General features: G+C 75.3%; 12 protein-coding genes. 10 read left to right on the top strand and 2 right to left on the bottom strand.

Going from position 1 to position 16,182, the window contains the following annotated elements; translation table 11 throughout:
• The first annotated feature begins 78 nt into the window (after nt 1–78).
• Complete coding sequence (locus ACZ5OX_RS21270) at nt 79–1,656, top strand: AMP-binding protein (RefSeq protein ID WP_465631968.1); 1,578 nt, start codon at nt 79–81, stop codon at nt 1,654–1,656.
• 225 nt (nt 1,657–1,881) lie between these two features.
• Nucleotides 1,882–2,397: a GNAT family N-acetyltransferase gene (locus tag ACZ5OX_RS21265; protein WP_465631966.1), complete on the top strand. Its 516-nt coding sequence runs from the start codon at nt 1,882–1,884 to the stop codon at nt 2,395–2,397.
• Between the two features lie 11 nt (nt 2,398–2,408).
• Here ACZ5OX_RS21265 and ACZ5OX_RS21260 read toward each other — a convergent pair whose 3' ends face one another.
• On the bottom strand, nt 2,409–3,371 hold the full coding sequence (locus tag ACZ5OX_RS21260) for a GlxA family transcriptional regulator (RefSeq protein ID WP_449792308.1): 963 nt from the start codon (nt 3,369–3,371) through the stop codon (nt 2,409–2,411).
• Nucleotides 3,372–3,471: 100 nt separating this feature from the next.
• Between ACZ5OX_RS21260 and ACZ5OX_RS21255 the strand changes: the two genes are divergently transcribed.
• Nucleotides 3,472–4,068, top strand: coding sequence for a cysteine hydrolase family protein (locus tag ACZ5OX_RS21255; RefSeq protein WP_465632343.1), 597 nt, complete (start codon nt 3,472–3,474; stop codon nt 4,066–4,068).
• Nucleotides 4,069–4,506: 438 nt separating this feature from the next.
• On the top strand, nt 4,507–5,439 hold the full coding sequence (locus ACZ5OX_RS21250) for a sigma-70 family RNA polymerase sigma factor (protein WP_465631964.1): 933 nt from the start codon (nt 4,507–4,509) through the stop codon (nt 5,437–5,439).
• A gap of 79 nt (nt 5,440–5,518) precedes the next feature.
• Here the strand turns inward: ACZ5OX_RS21250 and ACZ5OX_RS21245 are convergent, their stop codons facing one another.
• Nucleotides 5,519–6,094, bottom strand: coding sequence for a nucleosidase (locus ACZ5OX_RS21245; protein WP_449807565.1), 576 nt, complete (start codon nt 6,092–6,094; stop codon nt 5,519–5,521).
• A 545-nt stretch (nt 6,095–6,639) separates the two neighbouring features.
• Between ACZ5OX_RS21245 and ACZ5OX_RS21240 the strand changes: the two genes are divergently transcribed.
• The 6 genes from ACZ5OX_RS21240 (at nt 6,640) to ACZ5OX_RS21215 (ending at nt 16,129) form a co-directional block, all read left to right on the top strand.
• Entirely contained in the window at nt 6,640–7,980 is a 1,341-nt protein-coding gene (locus ACZ5OX_RS21240; RefSeq protein WP_465631962.1) for a hypothetical protein, read from the top strand.
• Nucleotides 7,981–8,002: 22 nt separating this feature from the next.
• Nucleotides 8,003–8,953 carry a glutamate ABC transporter substrate-binding protein gene (locus ACZ5OX_RS21235; protein ID WP_465631960.1) on the top strand — a complete coding sequence of 317 codons (951 nt, stop codon included), beginning with the start codon at nt 8,003–8,005 and terminating at the stop codon, nt 8,951–8,953.
• A gap of 346 nt (nt 8,954–9,299) precedes the next feature.
• Nucleotides 9,300–10,697, top strand: a complete 1,398-nt coding sequence (locus ACZ5OX_RS21230; protein WP_465631958.1) for a hypothetical protein — start codon at nt 9,300–9,302, stop codon at nt 10,695–10,697.
• 5 nt (nt 10,698–10,702) lie between these two features.
• Nucleotides 10,703–13,333 (top strand): serine/threonine-protein kinase, encoded by a 2,631-nt coding sequence (locus ACZ5OX_RS21225; RefSeq protein WP_465631956.1) that lies wholly within the window; start codon nt 10,703–10,705, stop codon nt 13,331–13,333.
• 3 nt (nt 13,334–13,336) lie between these two features.
• Entirely contained in the window at nt 13,337–14,665 is a 1,329-nt protein-coding gene (locus tag ACZ5OX_RS21220; protein WP_465631954.1) for a protein phosphatase 2C domain-containing protein, read from the top strand.
• A gap of 108 nt (nt 14,666–14,773) precedes the next feature.
• Nucleotides 14,774–16,129, top strand: a complete 1,356-nt coding sequence (locus ACZ5OX_RS21215; RefSeq protein ID WP_465631953.1) for a vWA domain-containing protein — start codon at nt 14,774–14,776, stop codon at nt 16,127–16,129.
• Nucleotides 16,130–16,182 lie beyond the last annotated feature (53 nt).

Genomic DNA, 16,182 nt, shown 5'->3' with positions numbered 1-16,182 from the left:
GCTGACAGCGCTATGTTCACGCCAATTGCCCGCAGGGCGTCCCCGACCCGGCGGCACGGATGGGGTTAGCCTGTGGCCATGGTTGCAAACTACAAGGAAGAAGTAGCCATGCCCGACGCGGAGTTCGTCAGCGGCCCCGCGCTGATCCTCCAGTCCCTCACCTCCGACCCCGATCGGCGGGCCGTCGTCGCCGCCGACGGCACCGAGACCACCGCCGGCGACTTCGCCGCCGCCACCTACCGCCTCGCCCACGAGCTGATCGCCCGGGGCGCCGCCCTCGGCACCACCGTGACCCTGCTGACGGGCAACACCCCCGAGGCCCTCAGTGCCCGGTACGCGGCGGGCCTCGCGGGCGCCCGGGTGGTGAACCTGTACGACGGCATGAGCACCCCCGTCCTGGCCGAGATCACCGCGAGCGTCGACACCGCCGTGCTGCTCGTGGACGCCGAACGGTACGCCGAGGCCCCCGACTTGCTCCCGCTGATCGACGTGCCGACCGTCCTCACCCTGGGCCCGGGGCCGCTCGACGGCCGCACCCCGGTCATCGGCGAAGACGTGATCGCCGCCTCCGCCCACCGCCCGGCCGAGCCCCCGGACGTCCGGATCGGACCGGAGGACGACCTCAGCATCCGCCACACCGGCGGCACCACCGGCATCCCGAAGGGCATCCTCAGCCTGCACGGGCCCTACCGCCGCATCTTCGACGACCCGGTCGTCAGCACCGACGGCCCGCCCCGCCTCCTCGCCGCCACCCCGCTGGCCCACCTCGGCGGGGTCCTCGCCGACCTGGCCCTCCAGCACGGCGGCACGGTGGTCCTCCAGCGCTCCTTCGATCCCGGCGCGGTCCTGGCCGCCATCGAGCGCGAACGCATCACCGACTTCTGGGTGCTGCCGCCGCTGCTCCACCAACTCCTCGACCACCCGGCGATCGGCCGCACCGACCTGTCCAGCCTGCGGCAGATCCTGTACGGGGGCAGCGCCGCCTCACCGACCCGGATCCGCGAGGCGCTCAAGGTCTTCGGGCCGGTCCTGGTGGGCATGTACGGGATGTCGGAGGCGCAGCTGATCTCCGTGCTCATGCCGCAGGAGCACGAGCGGATCGGCCAGGGCGGCCGGGTCCCGGTCGGCCGGCCCGTCCCGGGCGTCGAGGTGGCGATCCGCTCGCTCGACGGCACCGACCTGCCGGCCGGCGAGCACGGCGAGATCCACATTCGCTCCGACGTCGTCATGGCCGGGTACTGGAAGCGGCCGGACCTCACCGCCGCGGTGCTGCGGGACGGCTGGCTGGACACCGGCGACATCGGCTACTTCGACCAGGACGGCTACCTCTACCTCTCCGACCGGGTCAAGGACCTGATCATCGTGGTCGGCGGGCACGTCTACCCCTCCGAGGTGGAGGAGCTCCTGCTCACCCACCCGACGGTCGCCCGCTGCGCGGTCTTCGGGGTCCGCGACGCCCAGGAGGCGGAGCACGTCCACGTCGCCGTCGTCCCCGCGCCGGGGCAGCGGCCGCGGCTGGACGAGCTCCGTGCCTTCGTCACGGAGCGAAAGGGGCGGATCTTCGCCCCCGAGGTGCTGCACGTCGTCGACGAGATCCCGCTGACGCCCGTCGGCAAGCCGGACAAGAAGCGCCTGCGCGCGGCCGCCACGGGCTGACGGCGCCCACCGGGCCCACGGCCCACGGCTTCACCCCATGGTGGGGTTTGGCTCAACGGACCACGGCCCCCGTGCCGAGAAGCCAACGGGGTGGCGGCGCTGAGGGCCGCCACCCCGCCCCGCCGGGCCCCGCCCTTCCCTGCCCCTCCCCCGCTCTACCCGGCCTCGCCGGGCCCCGCGAAAATGACTCCCCGGCCACCTGTTCGCATGCCTATGATCACCCCCATGACCAGCAGAGATGTGGGGAAACGCATGCCGCAGCAGACCATCGACCGCCACGGCCGGACGGTGGTGCTCGAGGAGATCACGGAGGAGAACTGGCGCGACGTCGCCGACGTGGCGCCCGCCGACGACCAGCGCCGGTACGTGGCCGCACTCGCCGCGCGCTACCTCCTGCTCTCCCAGCGCGGCGGTGTCTGGACGTCCCTCGGCGTCCGCGCCGGCGAGGACATCGTGGGCCACGTCATGTGGGCGTACGACGACGAGGACGGCACCCACTGGATCGGCGGCATGGTGGTGTCCGAGGCCGAACAGGGCCGAGGCGTGGGCCGCGCCACCATGCACGCCGTGATCGAGCGCCTGTCGGCGCTGCCGGAGTGCCGGGAGATCCGCCTCTCCTACCACCCGGACAACACCTCCGCCGGACACCTCTACACCTCGCTCGGCTTCCGGCCGACCGGGGACCACGAGGACGAGGAGATCGTCGTGGCGCTCCCCGTCGGCGCGGCGGTCACGGCCTGACCCCATAGACCTCAGCCCTCCTCCCGCCCCCGGAAGGCCCGCCGGTACTCCCTCGGCGCCACACCCACCCTGGCCGTGAAGACCGGCCGCAGCGAGACCGCCGAGGCGAAGCCGCAGTGGGTGGCGACGGCGTCGACGGGCAGGTCGGTCTCCTCCAACAGGCGCTGGGCGGCCAGGACGCGCTGGTCGAGGAGCCAGCGCATCGGGGCGGCTCCGGTGGCGGCGGTGAACCGGCGCGCGAAGGTGCGTTCGGACATCAGGGCGGCGCCGGCCATCCGGCGCACCGTCCAGGGGGCGTCGAGGGAGGTCAGCACCTCCGCCCGGAGCCGGGCCAGCGGGTCGTCACCGGCAGCGGCGTCCGGGACCGGGGAGGGGATGAACTGGGCCTGGCCACCCGCCCGGAACGGCGCGGTGACCATGGCGCGGGCGATCGCGGCGGCGGCCTGCTGGCCGTGGGCGGTGCGGACGAGGTGCAGGCAGAGGTCGATGCCCGCCGCGACGCCCGCCGAGGTCCACAGGCCGTCGCCGCCGGTGAAGAGCACCTCCGGCCGGACCGTCACCGCCGGGAAGCGGCGGGCGAGTTCGGGGGCGAGCGCCCAGTGGGTGGTGGCCTCGCGGCCGTCCAGCAGGCCGGCCTCGGCGAGGACGAAGGCGCCCGCGCAGAGCGAGGCGATCGGGACGCCGGCGGCTCGGACAGCCCGCAGGGCGTCCAGGATCTCCGGGCTCCGCCGGACGGCCGGGTCCTCGACGCCCGGCACCACCACCAGGTCGCAGTCGGCCAGCGCCGCGGGCCCGCGGTCGGGGACCCGCTCCAGCCCGCCGTCCAGCCGCACCCGGGCGCCCTCCGGCCCGCAGACCAGCAGGTCGAAGGCGGGCAGGCCGGGCCGGGAGGTCCCGTTCGCCCACACCTCGCCGACCACCGCGTAGTCGAAGGCCCGGACACCGTCGAAGATCAGACACCCCACCGTTCGCATGGCAGGAACCTATGGCACGGGAACCCGTGGCAGGAATCCATCGATGGGTGGCTTCTCCGCCCATCACGTGTCCCCGGCGGCCCCGACCACCATGGTCGGCATGACCAACACCGACGCCTTCGACGCCCCGCTCACCCTCGACCCGGACGCCGTCCTGCTGCTCGTCGACGTCCAGAAGGGCTTCGAGGACGCCTCCTTCTGGGGCCCGCGCGACAACCCACGGGCCGAGCAGCGGATGGCCGAACTGATCGCCGCCTGGCAGGCCACCGGCCGGCCGATCGTCACCGTCCAGCACGCCTCGAAGGCGGGCCCGCTCGCCGAGGGCACCCCGGGGTACGAGCTGAAGGACTTCGTCGCCGGCGTCACCCCCGCCCTGCACGTCACCAAGACCGTCAACAGCGCCTTCTACGGCACCCCGGACCTGCACGCCTGGCTCCAGGAGCGCGGCGCCCGGCAGGTGGTCGTCGCCGGGATCATCACCAACGTGTGCTGCGAGACCACCACCCGGATGGCCGGCAACCTCGGCTACGACGCGATCTTCCCCACCGACGCCATGCACTCCTTCGACATGACCGGCCCCGACGGCACCACCGTCCCCGCCGCCGAGCTCGCCCGCGCCACCGCGACGACCCTGCACGCCAACCGCTTCGCCAAGGTGGTCACGACCAGGGACGTCACCGAAGCCGCCACGGCCTGAACAGCGGCTCGTACGCGGCGCCCTCCTCCGCCGCGTCGAGGCGCCCTCCTCCGCCGCGTCCAGCGGCACGTACGAGGCCCCGAGGCCCGGCGCGTGCTCCCGCAGCCGCGCCAGGGCCTCGGCCGGGGAGGGGACGTCCAGCCCGAGCGCGGCCGCCGTGTCCCGCTCGGCGCACAGCCCGGGCCCGTCCTCCGGGTACTCCTCGGCCGCCGCCTCGCTCTCCTCGACCGTCAGCCGCCGGCAGTCCCGCCACCACGGCACCGCCGGCGGCAGCCGGGCCGGCTCCGGCGCCCCGGCGGCCGGCAGGGCCGCACCGCCGGGGCGATTCGCCGGGCCGCCCCACCGGGGCGATTCGCCGGAAGGGAGTTGATCTCCCCGCCGCCGCCGTTGTTGGGTGGCTCCTGCTGCCCTGCCCCCGGCGACGAAGGACCGTGACACGTGGACGAGAAGGTGGACGACCGAACCGCCCGGGCCGCGCTCTTCGAGGAGCACCGCCCGCACCTGCGCGCCGTCGCGTACCGGATGCTCGGCTCGGTCGGCGAGGCCGAGGACGCCCTCCAGGACGCGTGGCTGCGCTACGACCGCACCGACACCGCCGACGTGGCCAACCTCGGCGGCTGGCTGACCACGGTGGTCTCGCGGGTCTGCCTGAACCTGCTGCGCACCCGCGCCCAGCGCCGCGAGGAGCCGCTGGAGCCCACAGGCCCTGGCGGCGAGCCCGGGCCGCCGCGCATCCCGGACCCGCTGCTGCGGCGCGAGGGCGTGGTGGACCCGGAGCAGGAGGTGGTGCTCGCGGACTCGGTCGGGCTGGCGCTGATGGTGGTGATGGAGTCGCTGTCACCGGCCGAGCGGGTCGCCTTCGTGCTGCACGACCTGTTCGCGGTGCCGTTCGAGGAGATCGCCCCGCTGATCGAGAAGACCGCCGCCGCCACCCGCCAGCTGGCCAGCCGGGCCCGCCGCAAGGTGCGGGGGCAGGCGCCCGCTCCCGACCCGGACCTCGGCCGGCAGCGCGCGGCCGTGGACGCGTTCTTCGCCGCCGCCCGCAACGGCGACCTGGACGCGCTGGTCGCCGTGCTCGACCCGGACGTGGTGCTGCGCTCGGACGGCGGCACGGTGCTGGCCCGGCACACGGTGGTGCTCTCGGGCGCCGGCACGGTGGCCGGCCAGGCCGTCCTGTGGGGCACGCTGTCGCCGTTCGCCCGCCCGGCGCTGGTCAACGGCACCGCGGGCGCGGTGGTCATCGGCGACAACGGCCGGGCGCTGTCGATCATGGCGTTCACGGTGGTGGACGGCGCGATCGTCGCGATCGACGTGCTCAACGACCCGGAGCGGCTGGCGGCGCTGGACCTCTCGGACTTCCGGGACGCCTGACCGGGCGGCGGGGGTGGGAGGGCGGCCGCCCCCGCTCAGCGCCCGCGCGGCCGCGCGGCACGCACCCCCTGAGGAGGCGTCACCAGCCCTGCGCGACCACCCAGTCGGCCAGCTTCCGGGCGCAGTCGTCCACCGACTCCTTCCAGCTGTGCCCCGCGCCGTCCCCGGCCTCGTCACTGACGTGCTTGACCAGCCGCACGGGAACGCCGGCCCGGTGCGCGACGGTGGCGACGGCGTAACCCTCCATGTCCACCAGGTCGGCGTGCTCGGCGAGCCGGTCGCGGGCGTCCGGGTCGGAGACGAAGAGGTCGCCGGTGGCCAGCACCGGGCCGTCGCCCTTGCCGATCACCAGCGGTGCGCCGTACTCACGCCCGGTGAGCGCGTGCAGGGTGGCGGTGTCCAGGTCGTGCTGGATCACCTGGACCACGTGGTGGATGCCCTCCCAACCGGGACGCAGCGCACCGGCCGTGCCCAGGTTGATCACCTCGGAGGGCTTCTCGCCCTGCGCGAGGACGGTGGCCAGCGCGACGGCGGCGTTGACCTTCCCGATCCCGGTGAGCAGCACGGGCAGGCGGTCGTCCAGGTGGGCGGCCTCCTCGCGCACGGCGACGACGAGCAGCGGGCGGTCGGGCGAGATCGTTCCAAGCAGTCGCATACTTCCATCGTACGGAGCGGGGGGATGCCGCACCCGGGAGCGCACTCCCCCACCCGGCCCCCGCACCCGACCCCGCGCTCCGCCCGTCGGGGAACCACGGAGGGCACGGCCGGCGTCGGACGGTTCGCCGCCTCCCGGGGCGACCGGCACGAGCGACACGACCGGCACGACCGGTACTGGCGGTACGGACACTGGCGGTACGAGCGGCACCGGCGATACGAACCGCCCCGGGGAACGTGCACGACCTGCTCAAGATCGGCGTAAGTCGGGTGTGGTCGCGGGGAGTCACGGCCATACTGCTGCCATCGGTCGGGCCCCGGGGACGGGCCCGGCCCCAGGGGAGGATGAGGCGGGTGGCAACACCAGTGGGCAGCGGCGCGTCCGGCGCCGCGTTCCCGGCACGGCCGAACCAGCCGCCGGGTACGGCGGTGGCGACGGCCGCACCGGTGGCGACGGCCGGGTCGGGGGCCCCTGCCGTCCCCGGAGCGGCCGCGCCCGCGCGGCCCGGCGGCGCTCCCCCGGCGCCCGGATCCGGCGGTGCGCCGGTGAAGCGCCCCGCGACGGCCGTCGCCACCGGTGTGCGCGCCCGGCTCGCCCAGGCCACCCGCACGCCCCCCGGCCGGCTGCGGCTGGCCGGTGTGGTGCTCGCGGTGCTCACCGTGGCCTTCGGGGGGCTCACCGCCTGGCAGTTGGAGACCAGGGCGCAGGCCGCCGACCGGGTGGTCTCGTACAGCCAGCCGCTCAGCCGGGACGCCGCCGAGATCCACCGCAGCCTGGCCGACGCCGCCACCACCGCGGCGAGCGGCTTCCTGCTGGCCGGCGCCGAGCCCGACGAGGTCCGCAGCCGCTACGAGCAGGACGTCGCCACCGCCGCCAAGCTGATCGCCGAGGCCGCCGCCCGGACCACGGCGACCTCCCCCGCCCAGGGCTCGCTCGCCCGACTGAACCAGCAACTCCCCGTGTACACCGGCCTGGTGGAGACGGCGCGGGCCGACAACCGGCAGGGCATCCCGCTCGGCGGCGGCTACCTGCGGTACGCCTCCGAGCAGATGCAGACGGTGCTGCTGCCGACCGCCGCCGAACTGGCCGCCGCCGAGAACCAGGAGCTGGCCGACGACTACGCCGCCGCCGAGGCTGTGCCGTGGGCGGCGTACGGCCTGGCGCTGGTCACCCTGGCGGCACTGGCCTGGGTGCAGTCGACGCTGTTCCGCCGCACCAACCGGGTGTTCAACATCGGACTGCTGGGCGCCACCGCCGCCGTACTGGCCGGCGCCCTGTGGCTGACCGTCACCGGGCTGGCCACCGACTCGGCCCTCCACCGCAGCAGCCGCGAGGGCGCGAACCCGCTGCAGGCGCTCAACTCCGCCCGGGCGGACGTGCTGACGGCCCGGCTGGCGGAGAACCTGCACTTCGTCGCCCGCGGCTCGACCACCAGGTACGCCGACCAGTGGGCGAAGGCCGCCGAGAACCTGGCCGGCGCCGAGAAGACTCCACCGGGCCGGTACAGCGGCTCCCTCGCGGATGCCTTCCACAAGGCGCCGGAGGCCGCCCAGCCGAGCATCCAGGAGGCAAGGAAGCAGTTCGACGAGTGGCGCCGACGACACGACGAGGCCCGGACGCTGGAGGTCGGCAACGCCGACTACCAGGGCGCCCTGGAGGCCACCGTGACGGCCAAGGGCGACGCGGCCACCGCCGACGCCGCCTTCAAAGCCACCGACAGGGCGCTCGCCCAGGCCGCCGACATCGAGCAGGACCGCTTCACGAAGGCCGCCGAGGGCACCGGCGGGGACCTGCGTGCCGCCGGCGTCGCCGCCGCGCTGCTCGGCCTGCTGGCCGCGGCCGCCGCGCTGCGGGGCCTGGGCCGACGACTGGCCGAGTACCGGTAACGGGCAAGGGGGAGACCGACCGATGCGCAACAGGACCTTCCGGAGAACCACCAGGCCCGCCGCCGCGCTGGCCCTGCTGGCGGCCGGCGCGGCCGTGCTCGCCGGGGGCGGCCCGGTCGGCGCCGCACCCGCGGCCGCGACCGCCGCGCCACTGGCCGTACAGCAGGAGCAGACACCGGACGACGGCTGCGACGTCTACCGGAGCGTGCCGCCGAGCACCGAGGACGGCCCCGCCGTCAAGGCCATCAAGGCCAAGCGCAGCCTGGTGATCGGCGTGGACCAGAACAGCTACCGCTGGGGCGCCCGCAACCCGAACACCGGGCAGATCGAGGGCTTCGACATCGACCTCGCCCGGGCGATCGGCGCGGCCGTCATGGGCGACCCGGAGAAGGTGGTGCTCAAGCCGGTGGCCACGGCCGACCGGATAGACGCCATCAAGAAGGGCCGGGTCGACCTGATCGTCCGCACCATGACGATCAACTGCAAGCGGATGGAGGACGTCGCCTTCTCCAAGCCGTACTTCAACATCAGCCAGCGGGTCCTGGTGCCGAAGTCGTCGCCGGCGAAGAACATCGACGACGCGGTCAAGGACAGGGCGGTCTGCGCCGCCGACGGCTCCACCGCGCTGAACATCGTCAAGGAGAAGAAGACCGCCCGGCAGATCGTCACGGTGGAGAACCAGCTGGACTGCCTGGTCCTGATGCAGCTCGGCAAGGTCGACGCCACCGTGACCGACAACGGCCTGGCGGCCGGCCAGGCCGCGCAGGACCAGACCGTGCGGATCGTGGACGGCGAGGCGCAGCCGGAGGTGATCGGCGTCGCCATGCTGAAGGACAGCACCGACCTGACCGCCCGGGTCAACCAGGTCCTGGCCGACTACTACGCGCGCGGCGACTGGGCCCGTTCGTACGAGCACTGGCTCAAGCCGTACATGCTCAACGAGGCCGATCACTATTGGCCCGGCTCGCACTGAGGCGGCGTCCGGCCGGCCCGGCGGCGACGCGCGGGGCCGGCCCGCGGCGACGCGGAGGACGGCGCGGGGCGACGCGGAGGACGGCGCGGGGCGACGCGGAGGACGGCGCGGGGCGACGCGGAGGACGGCGCGGGGCGACGCGGAGGACGGCGCGGGGGAGGTAGCGCGCGCGCCGTCAGGGGGGCGTTGACGGTGCCTTGACGCCCCGCGCCCGCTCCGCCGCAACGGCCACCGGTTAGGGTTCGGGGCGATCACCACGGGGAGACCGGTGGGTGGACACGGGGGTTGTCGTGGGACCGCACGTCAGGCACGTCGGGATCGCACGCGAGGAAGGAAGGACACCGCGGTGGCGGCATCGGCTGGCCCGGCACTGAGCCGGGAGGAGGTCGACCGCGCGCTCGCCCGCCTCGGCGCGGAGCGGGACGCGGTCGAGTCGGCGCTGCTCGCCCTCCAGGACCACCCGGGCCTGCGGCTGCTGGACGGCGCCGAGCTGTCCGGGCGCACCCTGGAGCGCTGGTCCGTCGCCGGCAAGGGCCTGCCGCTGCTCTGGGCGCTGTTCGACCGCTACTCCGAGGCGCTGGCCTCGGCCCGTGCCGTCCGGGCCCGCAAGGCCAAGCCCGGCGCGCCCGAACTGGCCGAGCTGAGCGAGCTGCTGACCGGCGACGCGGTGACCGTCCCCGGCGGGGTGGTGCCGGACGGCCCGCAGGTGCTCGGTGCGCCCGCCAAGCTGGTCGAGCGGATCAGCCTGGACGCGCTGATGGTCCGGATGAACTCCTGGTACGCCACCGTGCTGGAGGTGGTCAGCGCCGCCGACGCGGTCTGGTCGGCGCTGCCGGCCCGGATCGACCTGCTGCTGGCCGAGCTCCAGCGGGTACGCACCCTGGCCGCCTCGCTCGGCGTGCGCACCGGCGGCCACCCGCTGGGCGACGACCTGGCCGGGATCGAGCAGGACCTCACCGCACTGCGCACCGAGGTGCACGCGGACCCGCTGGCGCTGTGGCGCCCGGCCCGGGTGCCCGCCCAGCGCGGCACCGTCCCGGAGGGCTCGGCCTTCGCCGGCCCGGTCGGGGTGGTGGACACCGAGCGGTTCGACCGGGCCGGGCGGGCGCTGGACGGCGTCCGGCTGGAGCTGGAGGACCTGCTGCGGCTGCGCGACGAGGCCGAGGAGCGCCTCCAGGGCGTCGGCGACCTGCTCCAGCGGGCCGACGCCACCCTGGCCGAGGCCCGCCGGGCGCGCGGCGAGGTGCTGGCGAAGATAGCGTCCAGCGACGTCCCGGCGGTGCCGGGCCCCGCCTCGGCGCTGCGCGAGCGGATCGTCGCCGCGCTTGACCTGCGCCAGGCCGGGCAGTGGGGCCGGCTGGCGCCGCTGCTGGACGCGCTGGAGGACGCCGCCGCCAAGGAGCTGGGCCGGGCCCGGCAGTCGCTCACCGAGGTGACCCAGCCGCTGGCCGTCCGGGCCGAGCTGCGCGGCCGGCTGGACGCCTACAAGGCGATGGCGGCCCGGCTGCGGGTCGCCGAGGACCCGGAAGTGGTCGAACGGTACGAGAAGGCGCGCTGGCTGCTCTGGAGCGCGCCCTGCGACCTGCGGGCGGCGGCCGCCGCGGTGGCCCGGTTCCAGCAGTCGCTGCGCCCGGCCCACGCCGAGGCCGAGCCCGGGCGGGCTCAGGAGGCGACCGGCCCGGCGCCGGGCGCCTCGCAGGTGCAGGACGGACAGGCTCAGGACGGACAGGCTCAGGGGGGCTGAGGTTGATGGGCGGGACGTGCGAACGGCCGGAGTGCTCCGGCAGCGGCAGGATCGACGCCGACGGCTACTGCGACGAGTGCGGGCTCGCCCCGGCGGGCGGGACCACCTCGGCGCCCACGGCCGGGACCACCGCGCCACCCACGACCGGGGCGGCCGCGCCCGCCGGGCCCGACTCGCCCTGCCCGCGCGACTGCTCCGGCACCATCGACCCGGACGGCTACTGCGACGAGTGCGGCCTGACCCCGCCCGCCGACGACACCGGCGTCACCCAGCCCTACGTCCCCTCCGCCCGGGTCTCCGGCGGCTCCGGGCACACCGGCTCGGGGCACACCGGCTCCGCCCGTTCGCCGTCGGCCCGCACCGGCTCGGCGCGCTCGATGTCCGGCCGCTCCCGCTCGCACCGCTCGACCCGTACCGGCAGCGGCCGCTCGCTCTCGGTCCGCTCCACCCGGGGCAGCGCCTCCGCGGGCACCCGCAACCGGCTGGGCGCCGGCCTGGTCACCGTGCCGACCGTCGAGGCGGCCGACCCGTCCCGGGCCGTCCTGGCCGACGCCGAGGTGCCCGAGCGCAAGCGGTTCTGCTCCAGGTGCGACGCCCCGGTGGGCCGGGAGAAGAACGGCCGCCCGGGCCGCCCCGACGGCTTCTGCACCAAGTGCGGCACGCCGTACTCGTTCACGCCCAAGCTGCGCCGCGGCGACCTGGTCGGCGGGCAGTACGAGGTGGTGGGCTGCCTGGCGCACGGCGGGCTCGGCTGGATCTACCTGGCGGTGGACCGGCGGGTCAACGACAAGTGGGTGGTGCTCAAGGGCCTGCTGGACACCGGGGACGAGGACGCGCTCGCGGTGGCCGTCGCCGAGCGGCGCTTCCTGGCCGAGGTGGACCACCCGAACATCGTCCGGATCATCAACTTCGCCGAGCACCCGGACCTGCGCACCGGCGCCACCGACGGCTACATCGTGATGGAGTACGTCGGCGGGAAGTCGCTCAAGGACATCGCCAACGAGCGCCGCACCCCGGACGGCCGGCGCGAGCCGCTGCCGGTCGAGCAGGCGATCGCGTACGCGCTGGAGGCGCTGCCGGCCCTGGGCTACCTGCACGGCCGGGGTCTGGTCTACTGCGACTTCAAGATCGACAACGTGATCCAGAGCGGCGACGCGCTCAAGATCATAGACATGGGCGCGGTCCGCCGGCTCGACGACGACGGCCCGATCTACGGCACCATCGGCTACCAGGCCCCGGAGATCGCCACCGACGGCCCCTCGGCCGCCTCCGACCTGTACACCGTGGCCCGCACCCTCGCGGTGCTCACCTTCGACTTCCAGGGCTACAGCAGCACCTACCGCTACTCGCTGCCCGGCCCCGAGCAGGTCGAGATCTTCGCCCGGTACGAGTCGTACTACCGCTTCCTGGTCCGCGCCACCGACCCGGACCCGGCCCGCCGCTTCGCCTCCGCCGAGGAGATGGCCGACCAGCTCACCGGCGTGCTGCGGGAGGTGCTGGCCCTCCAGGACGACCGGCCCAGGCCCGCGCCCTCCACCCTGTTCGGCCCCGAACTGCGCGTCGTGGACACCGAGTTGGTGCTTCCCACCGAGCAGGCAGGGAAGCTCGCGGTGGCCCCGCTGGACCCGGCCGCCGCCGCCCTCGCGCTGCCCGTCCCGCGGGTCGACCCGGGCGACCCCAACGCCGGCTTCCTGGCCGTCCTGGTCACCCCCGACCCCGAGGAGACGCTCGCCGCGCTGGCCGCCGCACCCACCGTCTCGGTCGAGAGCCGGCTGCGCGAGCTGCGCGCCCTGCTCGAACTCGGCCGCCACGAGGACGCCGCGAGCCGGCTCGCCGAGCTGGAGCGGGACCAGCCGGACGACTGGCGGGTGGTCTGGTACCGCGGCCTGACCGCGCTGGTCGGCGGCGGGGACTCCCGCGCCCGGGCCGAAGGGCGCGCCGGTACCGAGAGCGACGAGCGAGGGAGCCAGGCGGGAGCGTCGGCGCCAGGCCAGGAGCGCCCCGAGGCGAACGGGCGAGTCGCAGCCGCCGCGGAGGCCTTCGACGCGGTCTACGACGCCTTCCCTGGCGAGGCCGCGCCCAAGCTGGCCCTCGCCATCTGCGCCGAACTGCTCGGCGACGGCGGCGACGCGGCCGAGTTCTACCGGCTGGTGTGGGCCACCGACCACGCCTACCTGAGCGCCGCCTTCGGGCTGGCCCGGGTCCGGCTGGCCGAGGGGGACCGGACCGGCGCGGTCCGCGTCCTGGAGACCGTCCCGGCCACCTCCAGCCAGTACACCGCCGCCCGGATCGCCGCCGTCCGGGCCCGGCTGCGCGAGCGCCGGCCCACCGACGACCTGGCCGCCGACCTCGACGCGAGCTCCGCGCAGCTGACCGCGCTGCGGCTGGACGACCGCCGCCGCGAGGAGCTCGCCGTCGAGGTGCTCGACGCCGCCCTCGGCTGGGTCGGCGCCGAGGCGGCCGCCGGCCGGCGGGCCACCGGACTGGTGGTCCTGGGACGTCCCGCACAGGAGCGGGAACTGCGCTTCGCCCTGGAGCAGTCCTACCGGGTACTCGCCCGGTTGGCCGACCGGGCCGAGAACAGGATCGAGATGGTGGAGCGGGCCAACCGTGCCCGTCCCAGGACGTGGGTGTAGCAGATGCCGCAGCAGACCGAGTGCCCGAGCTGTTCGGAGCCGATGGAGCCGGAGGACGCCTACTGCGGCTCCTGCGGGACGGGCCGGGACGGCCGGGCGGCCCCCGGCTCGATGCCGGCGAGCTGGGCCGCCGCACGCGGCGAGGCCGTACCGTCGCCGCGCGGACCGGTCTGCGTGCACTGCGGGCAGCCGCAGGTCGCCCCGGACGGCTACTGCGAGGGCTGCGGCAGCGCCCAGCCGCGCCCGCGCGACCACATGGAGAAGGCCCTCGGGGGCGTCGCCGGGGTCAGCGACCGCGGCGTGCGCCACCACCGCAACGAGGACTCCTTCACCGTCGCCGCGACCTCGCTGCCCGGCGGCGAGCCGGTCGTGGTCGCCGTGGTGTGTGACGGCGTCTCCTCCTCCGACCGCCCCGACGAGGCCTCGGAGACCGCCGTCGACGCCGCCTCCGAGTCGCTGCTGACCGCCCTGGAGGCCGGCCGGGACCCGAACCAGGCGATGCGCCAGGCCATCGCCGACGCCGCGCAGGCCGTCGCCGACCTCGCCACCGACGGCGCCGGCCCCACCCGGCCCGACCTCAACGCGCCCGCCTGCACCTACGTCAGCGCGATAGCCGCCGGCGGCCGGGTCACCATCGGGTGGGTCGGCGACACCCGGGCGTACTGGATCCCGGACGACCGCGCCGCCGCGGAGCCGTTCCGGCTCACCCAGGACGACTCCTGGGCGGCCCGGATGGTCGAGGCCGGGCTGATGAGCGAGGCCGAGGCCTACTCCGACCCCCGCGCGCACGCGATCACCGGCTGGCTCGGCGCCGACGCCGAGGAGGTCGTGCCGCACACCCTCGACTTCACCCCGCACGTCCCCGGCGTGGTGCTGATCTGCACCGACGGCCTGTGGAACTACGCCGAGGCGGCCACCGACCTGGCGTACTACGTGCGCCCGGACGCCCGCACCGAGCCGCTCGCCACGGCGCAGACCCTGGTGAAGTTCGCGGTCGCGGCCGGCGGCCACGACAACATCACCGTCGCCGTGCTGCCGATCGACCCGCCGGCCGCCGCCGAGGACGCCGACCAGACCCCGACCGCGCTGGACCTGCCGGTGATCGCTCCGCGACCGGCCCCGGCGGCGGACGGCGGGGACGACGAGGACCACGACCCGACCCTGCCGGACCTCCCGGTGATCGGTTCCGCCGCGGCCCCGCTGCCCCCGGTCCCGCCCGCGCCCCCGGAGGTCCCCCCGGCGCCGCCCGTCCCGCCGACCGCCCCCGCCGCTCCCGCCCCTCCCGTCGCACCGCCCGTCCCGCCGCAGCCGCCGCACCCACCGACGGCCTGACCGACCACCCGCCGGACGCCCCGGCGCCACGGCCCGCCGGCCCGCCCGGCGGGCCGCCCCACCGTCCTGAGCACGTCCACCCCTCACCCGACGGGAGCCGACCGCCCCATGGCAACACTGGCGAAGCCGAACCTGCCCAGGTTCCACGTGGAGATCTTCCAGAACGAGTACCTGGCCGACGGCGCCCGCGAGGTCAACGCCATCGTCACCGTCACCGCGACCGGCGGCGGCACCTCCGGCGGCCGGCCGCTCGGCTTCGCCGACGCCACCCCGGCGGGCACCGGGACGGCGGCGGCCGTGGTCATCCTGGTGGACTGCTCGGGCTCGATGGACTACCCCAAGACCAAGATCAACGGCGCTCGCGAGGCCACCGCCGCCGCCGTCGACGCGCTGCGCGACGGCACCGCCTTCGCCGTGGTCGCCGGCACCCACGAGGCCCGCGACATCTACCCCGGCGACGGCACCCTCGCGATCGCCTCCGCCACCACCCGCGAGCAGGCCAAGGACTCGCTGCGCCGACTCACCGCGGCCGGCGGCACCGCGATGGGCACCTGGCTGGCCAAGGCCGACAAGCTCTTCCTGACCCGCCGCGACATCGCCATCCGGCACGCCGTCCTGCTCACCGACGGCAACAACGAGCACGAGTCGGCCGAGGACCTGGCCCGCAACATCGAGCGGGTGACCGGCCACTTCACCGCCGACTGCCGCGGCGTGGGCACCGACTGGCGGATCGACGAGCTGCGCCGGATCTCCTCGGCGCTGCTCGGCACCACCGACATCGTCGCCGAGCCCTCCGGCCTGGCCGAGGACTTCCGCTCGATGATGGCCGGCGCGATGGGCAAGCAGGTCGCCGACGTCGCGCTGCGGATCTGGACCCCGGCCAACGCCACGGTCCGGTTCGTCAAGCAGGTCGCCCCCGCGGTCGAGGACCTGACCTCCCGCCGCACCGGGGCCGGCCCCCGGGCCGGCGACTACCCGACCGGCTCCTGGGGCGACGAGAGCCGCGACTACCACGTCTGCGTCGAGGTGCCGGCCGCCGCGGTCGGCAACGAGATGCTGGCCGCCCGGGTCAGCCTGGTGCTGCCCGAGCAGGTCGCCGGCGGCACCCCCGAGGTGCTCACCCAGGGCCTGGTCAAGGCGGTCTGGACGGACGACCTGGCCTCCTCCACCCGGATCAGCCCGCAGGTCGCCCACTACACCGGGCAGGCCGAGCTCGCCTCCTCCATCCAGGAGGGCCTGGAGGCCCACCGGGCCGGGGACGTCGACCGCGCGACCTCCAAGCTGGGCGCCGCCGTCCGGATCGCACACGCGACCGGGAACGAGGGCACCTACAAGCTGCTCCAGAAGGTGGTGGACGTGGTGGACCCGAAGGAGGGTACGGTTCGGTTCCGTAAGAACGTGAGCGAGGCCGACTCGATGACCCTTGAGACCCGGTCGACCAAGACGGTACGTGTGAAGAAGTGACCGCTGAAGACGTGACCGGGCCGGCACCCCGGCGCGACGCCGCACCGCGCCGG

The sequence above is a fragment of the Kitasatospora sp. NPDC032121 genome, from assembly GCF_055580145.1.
This window is presented reverse-complemented; position numbering and strand designations above follow the sequence as displayed.

Coding starts and splice junctions, on each gene's coding strand:
- ACZ5OX_RS21270 (WP_465631968.1), top strand. CDS start 79: ATGGTTGCAAACTACAAGGAAGAAGTAGCCATGCCCGACGCGGAGTTC.
- ACZ5OX_RS21265 (WP_465631966.1), top strand. CDS start 1,882: ATGACCAGCAGAGATGTGGGGAAACGCATGCCGCAGCAGACCATCGAC.
- ACZ5OX_RS21260 (WP_449792308.1), bottom strand. CDS start 3,371: ATGCGAACGGTGGGGTGTCTGATCTTCGACGGTGTCCGGGCCTTCGAC.
- ACZ5OX_RS21255 (WP_465632343.1), top strand. CDS start 3,472: ATGACCAACACCGACGCCTTCGACGCCCCGCTCACCCTCGACCCGGAC.
- ACZ5OX_RS21245 (WP_449807565.1), bottom strand. CDS start 6,094: ATGCGACTGCTTGGAACGATCTCGCCCGACCGCCCGCTGCTCGTCGTC.
- ACZ5OX_RS21235 (WP_465631960.1), top strand. CDS start 8,003: ATGCGCAACAGGACCTTCCGGAGAACCACCAGGCCCGCCGCCGCGCTG.
- ACZ5OX_RS21225 (WP_465631956.1), top strand. CDS start 10,703: ATGGGCGGGACGTGCGAACGGCCGGAGTGCTCCGGCAGCGGCAGGATC.
- ACZ5OX_RS21220 (WP_465631954.1), top strand. CDS start 13,337: ATGCCGCAGCAGACCGAGTGCCCGAGCTGTTCGGAGCCGATGGAGCCG.
- ACZ5OX_RS21215 (WP_465631953.1), top strand. CDS start 14,774: ATGGCAACACTGGCGAAGCCGAACCTGCCCAGGTTCCACGTGGAGATC.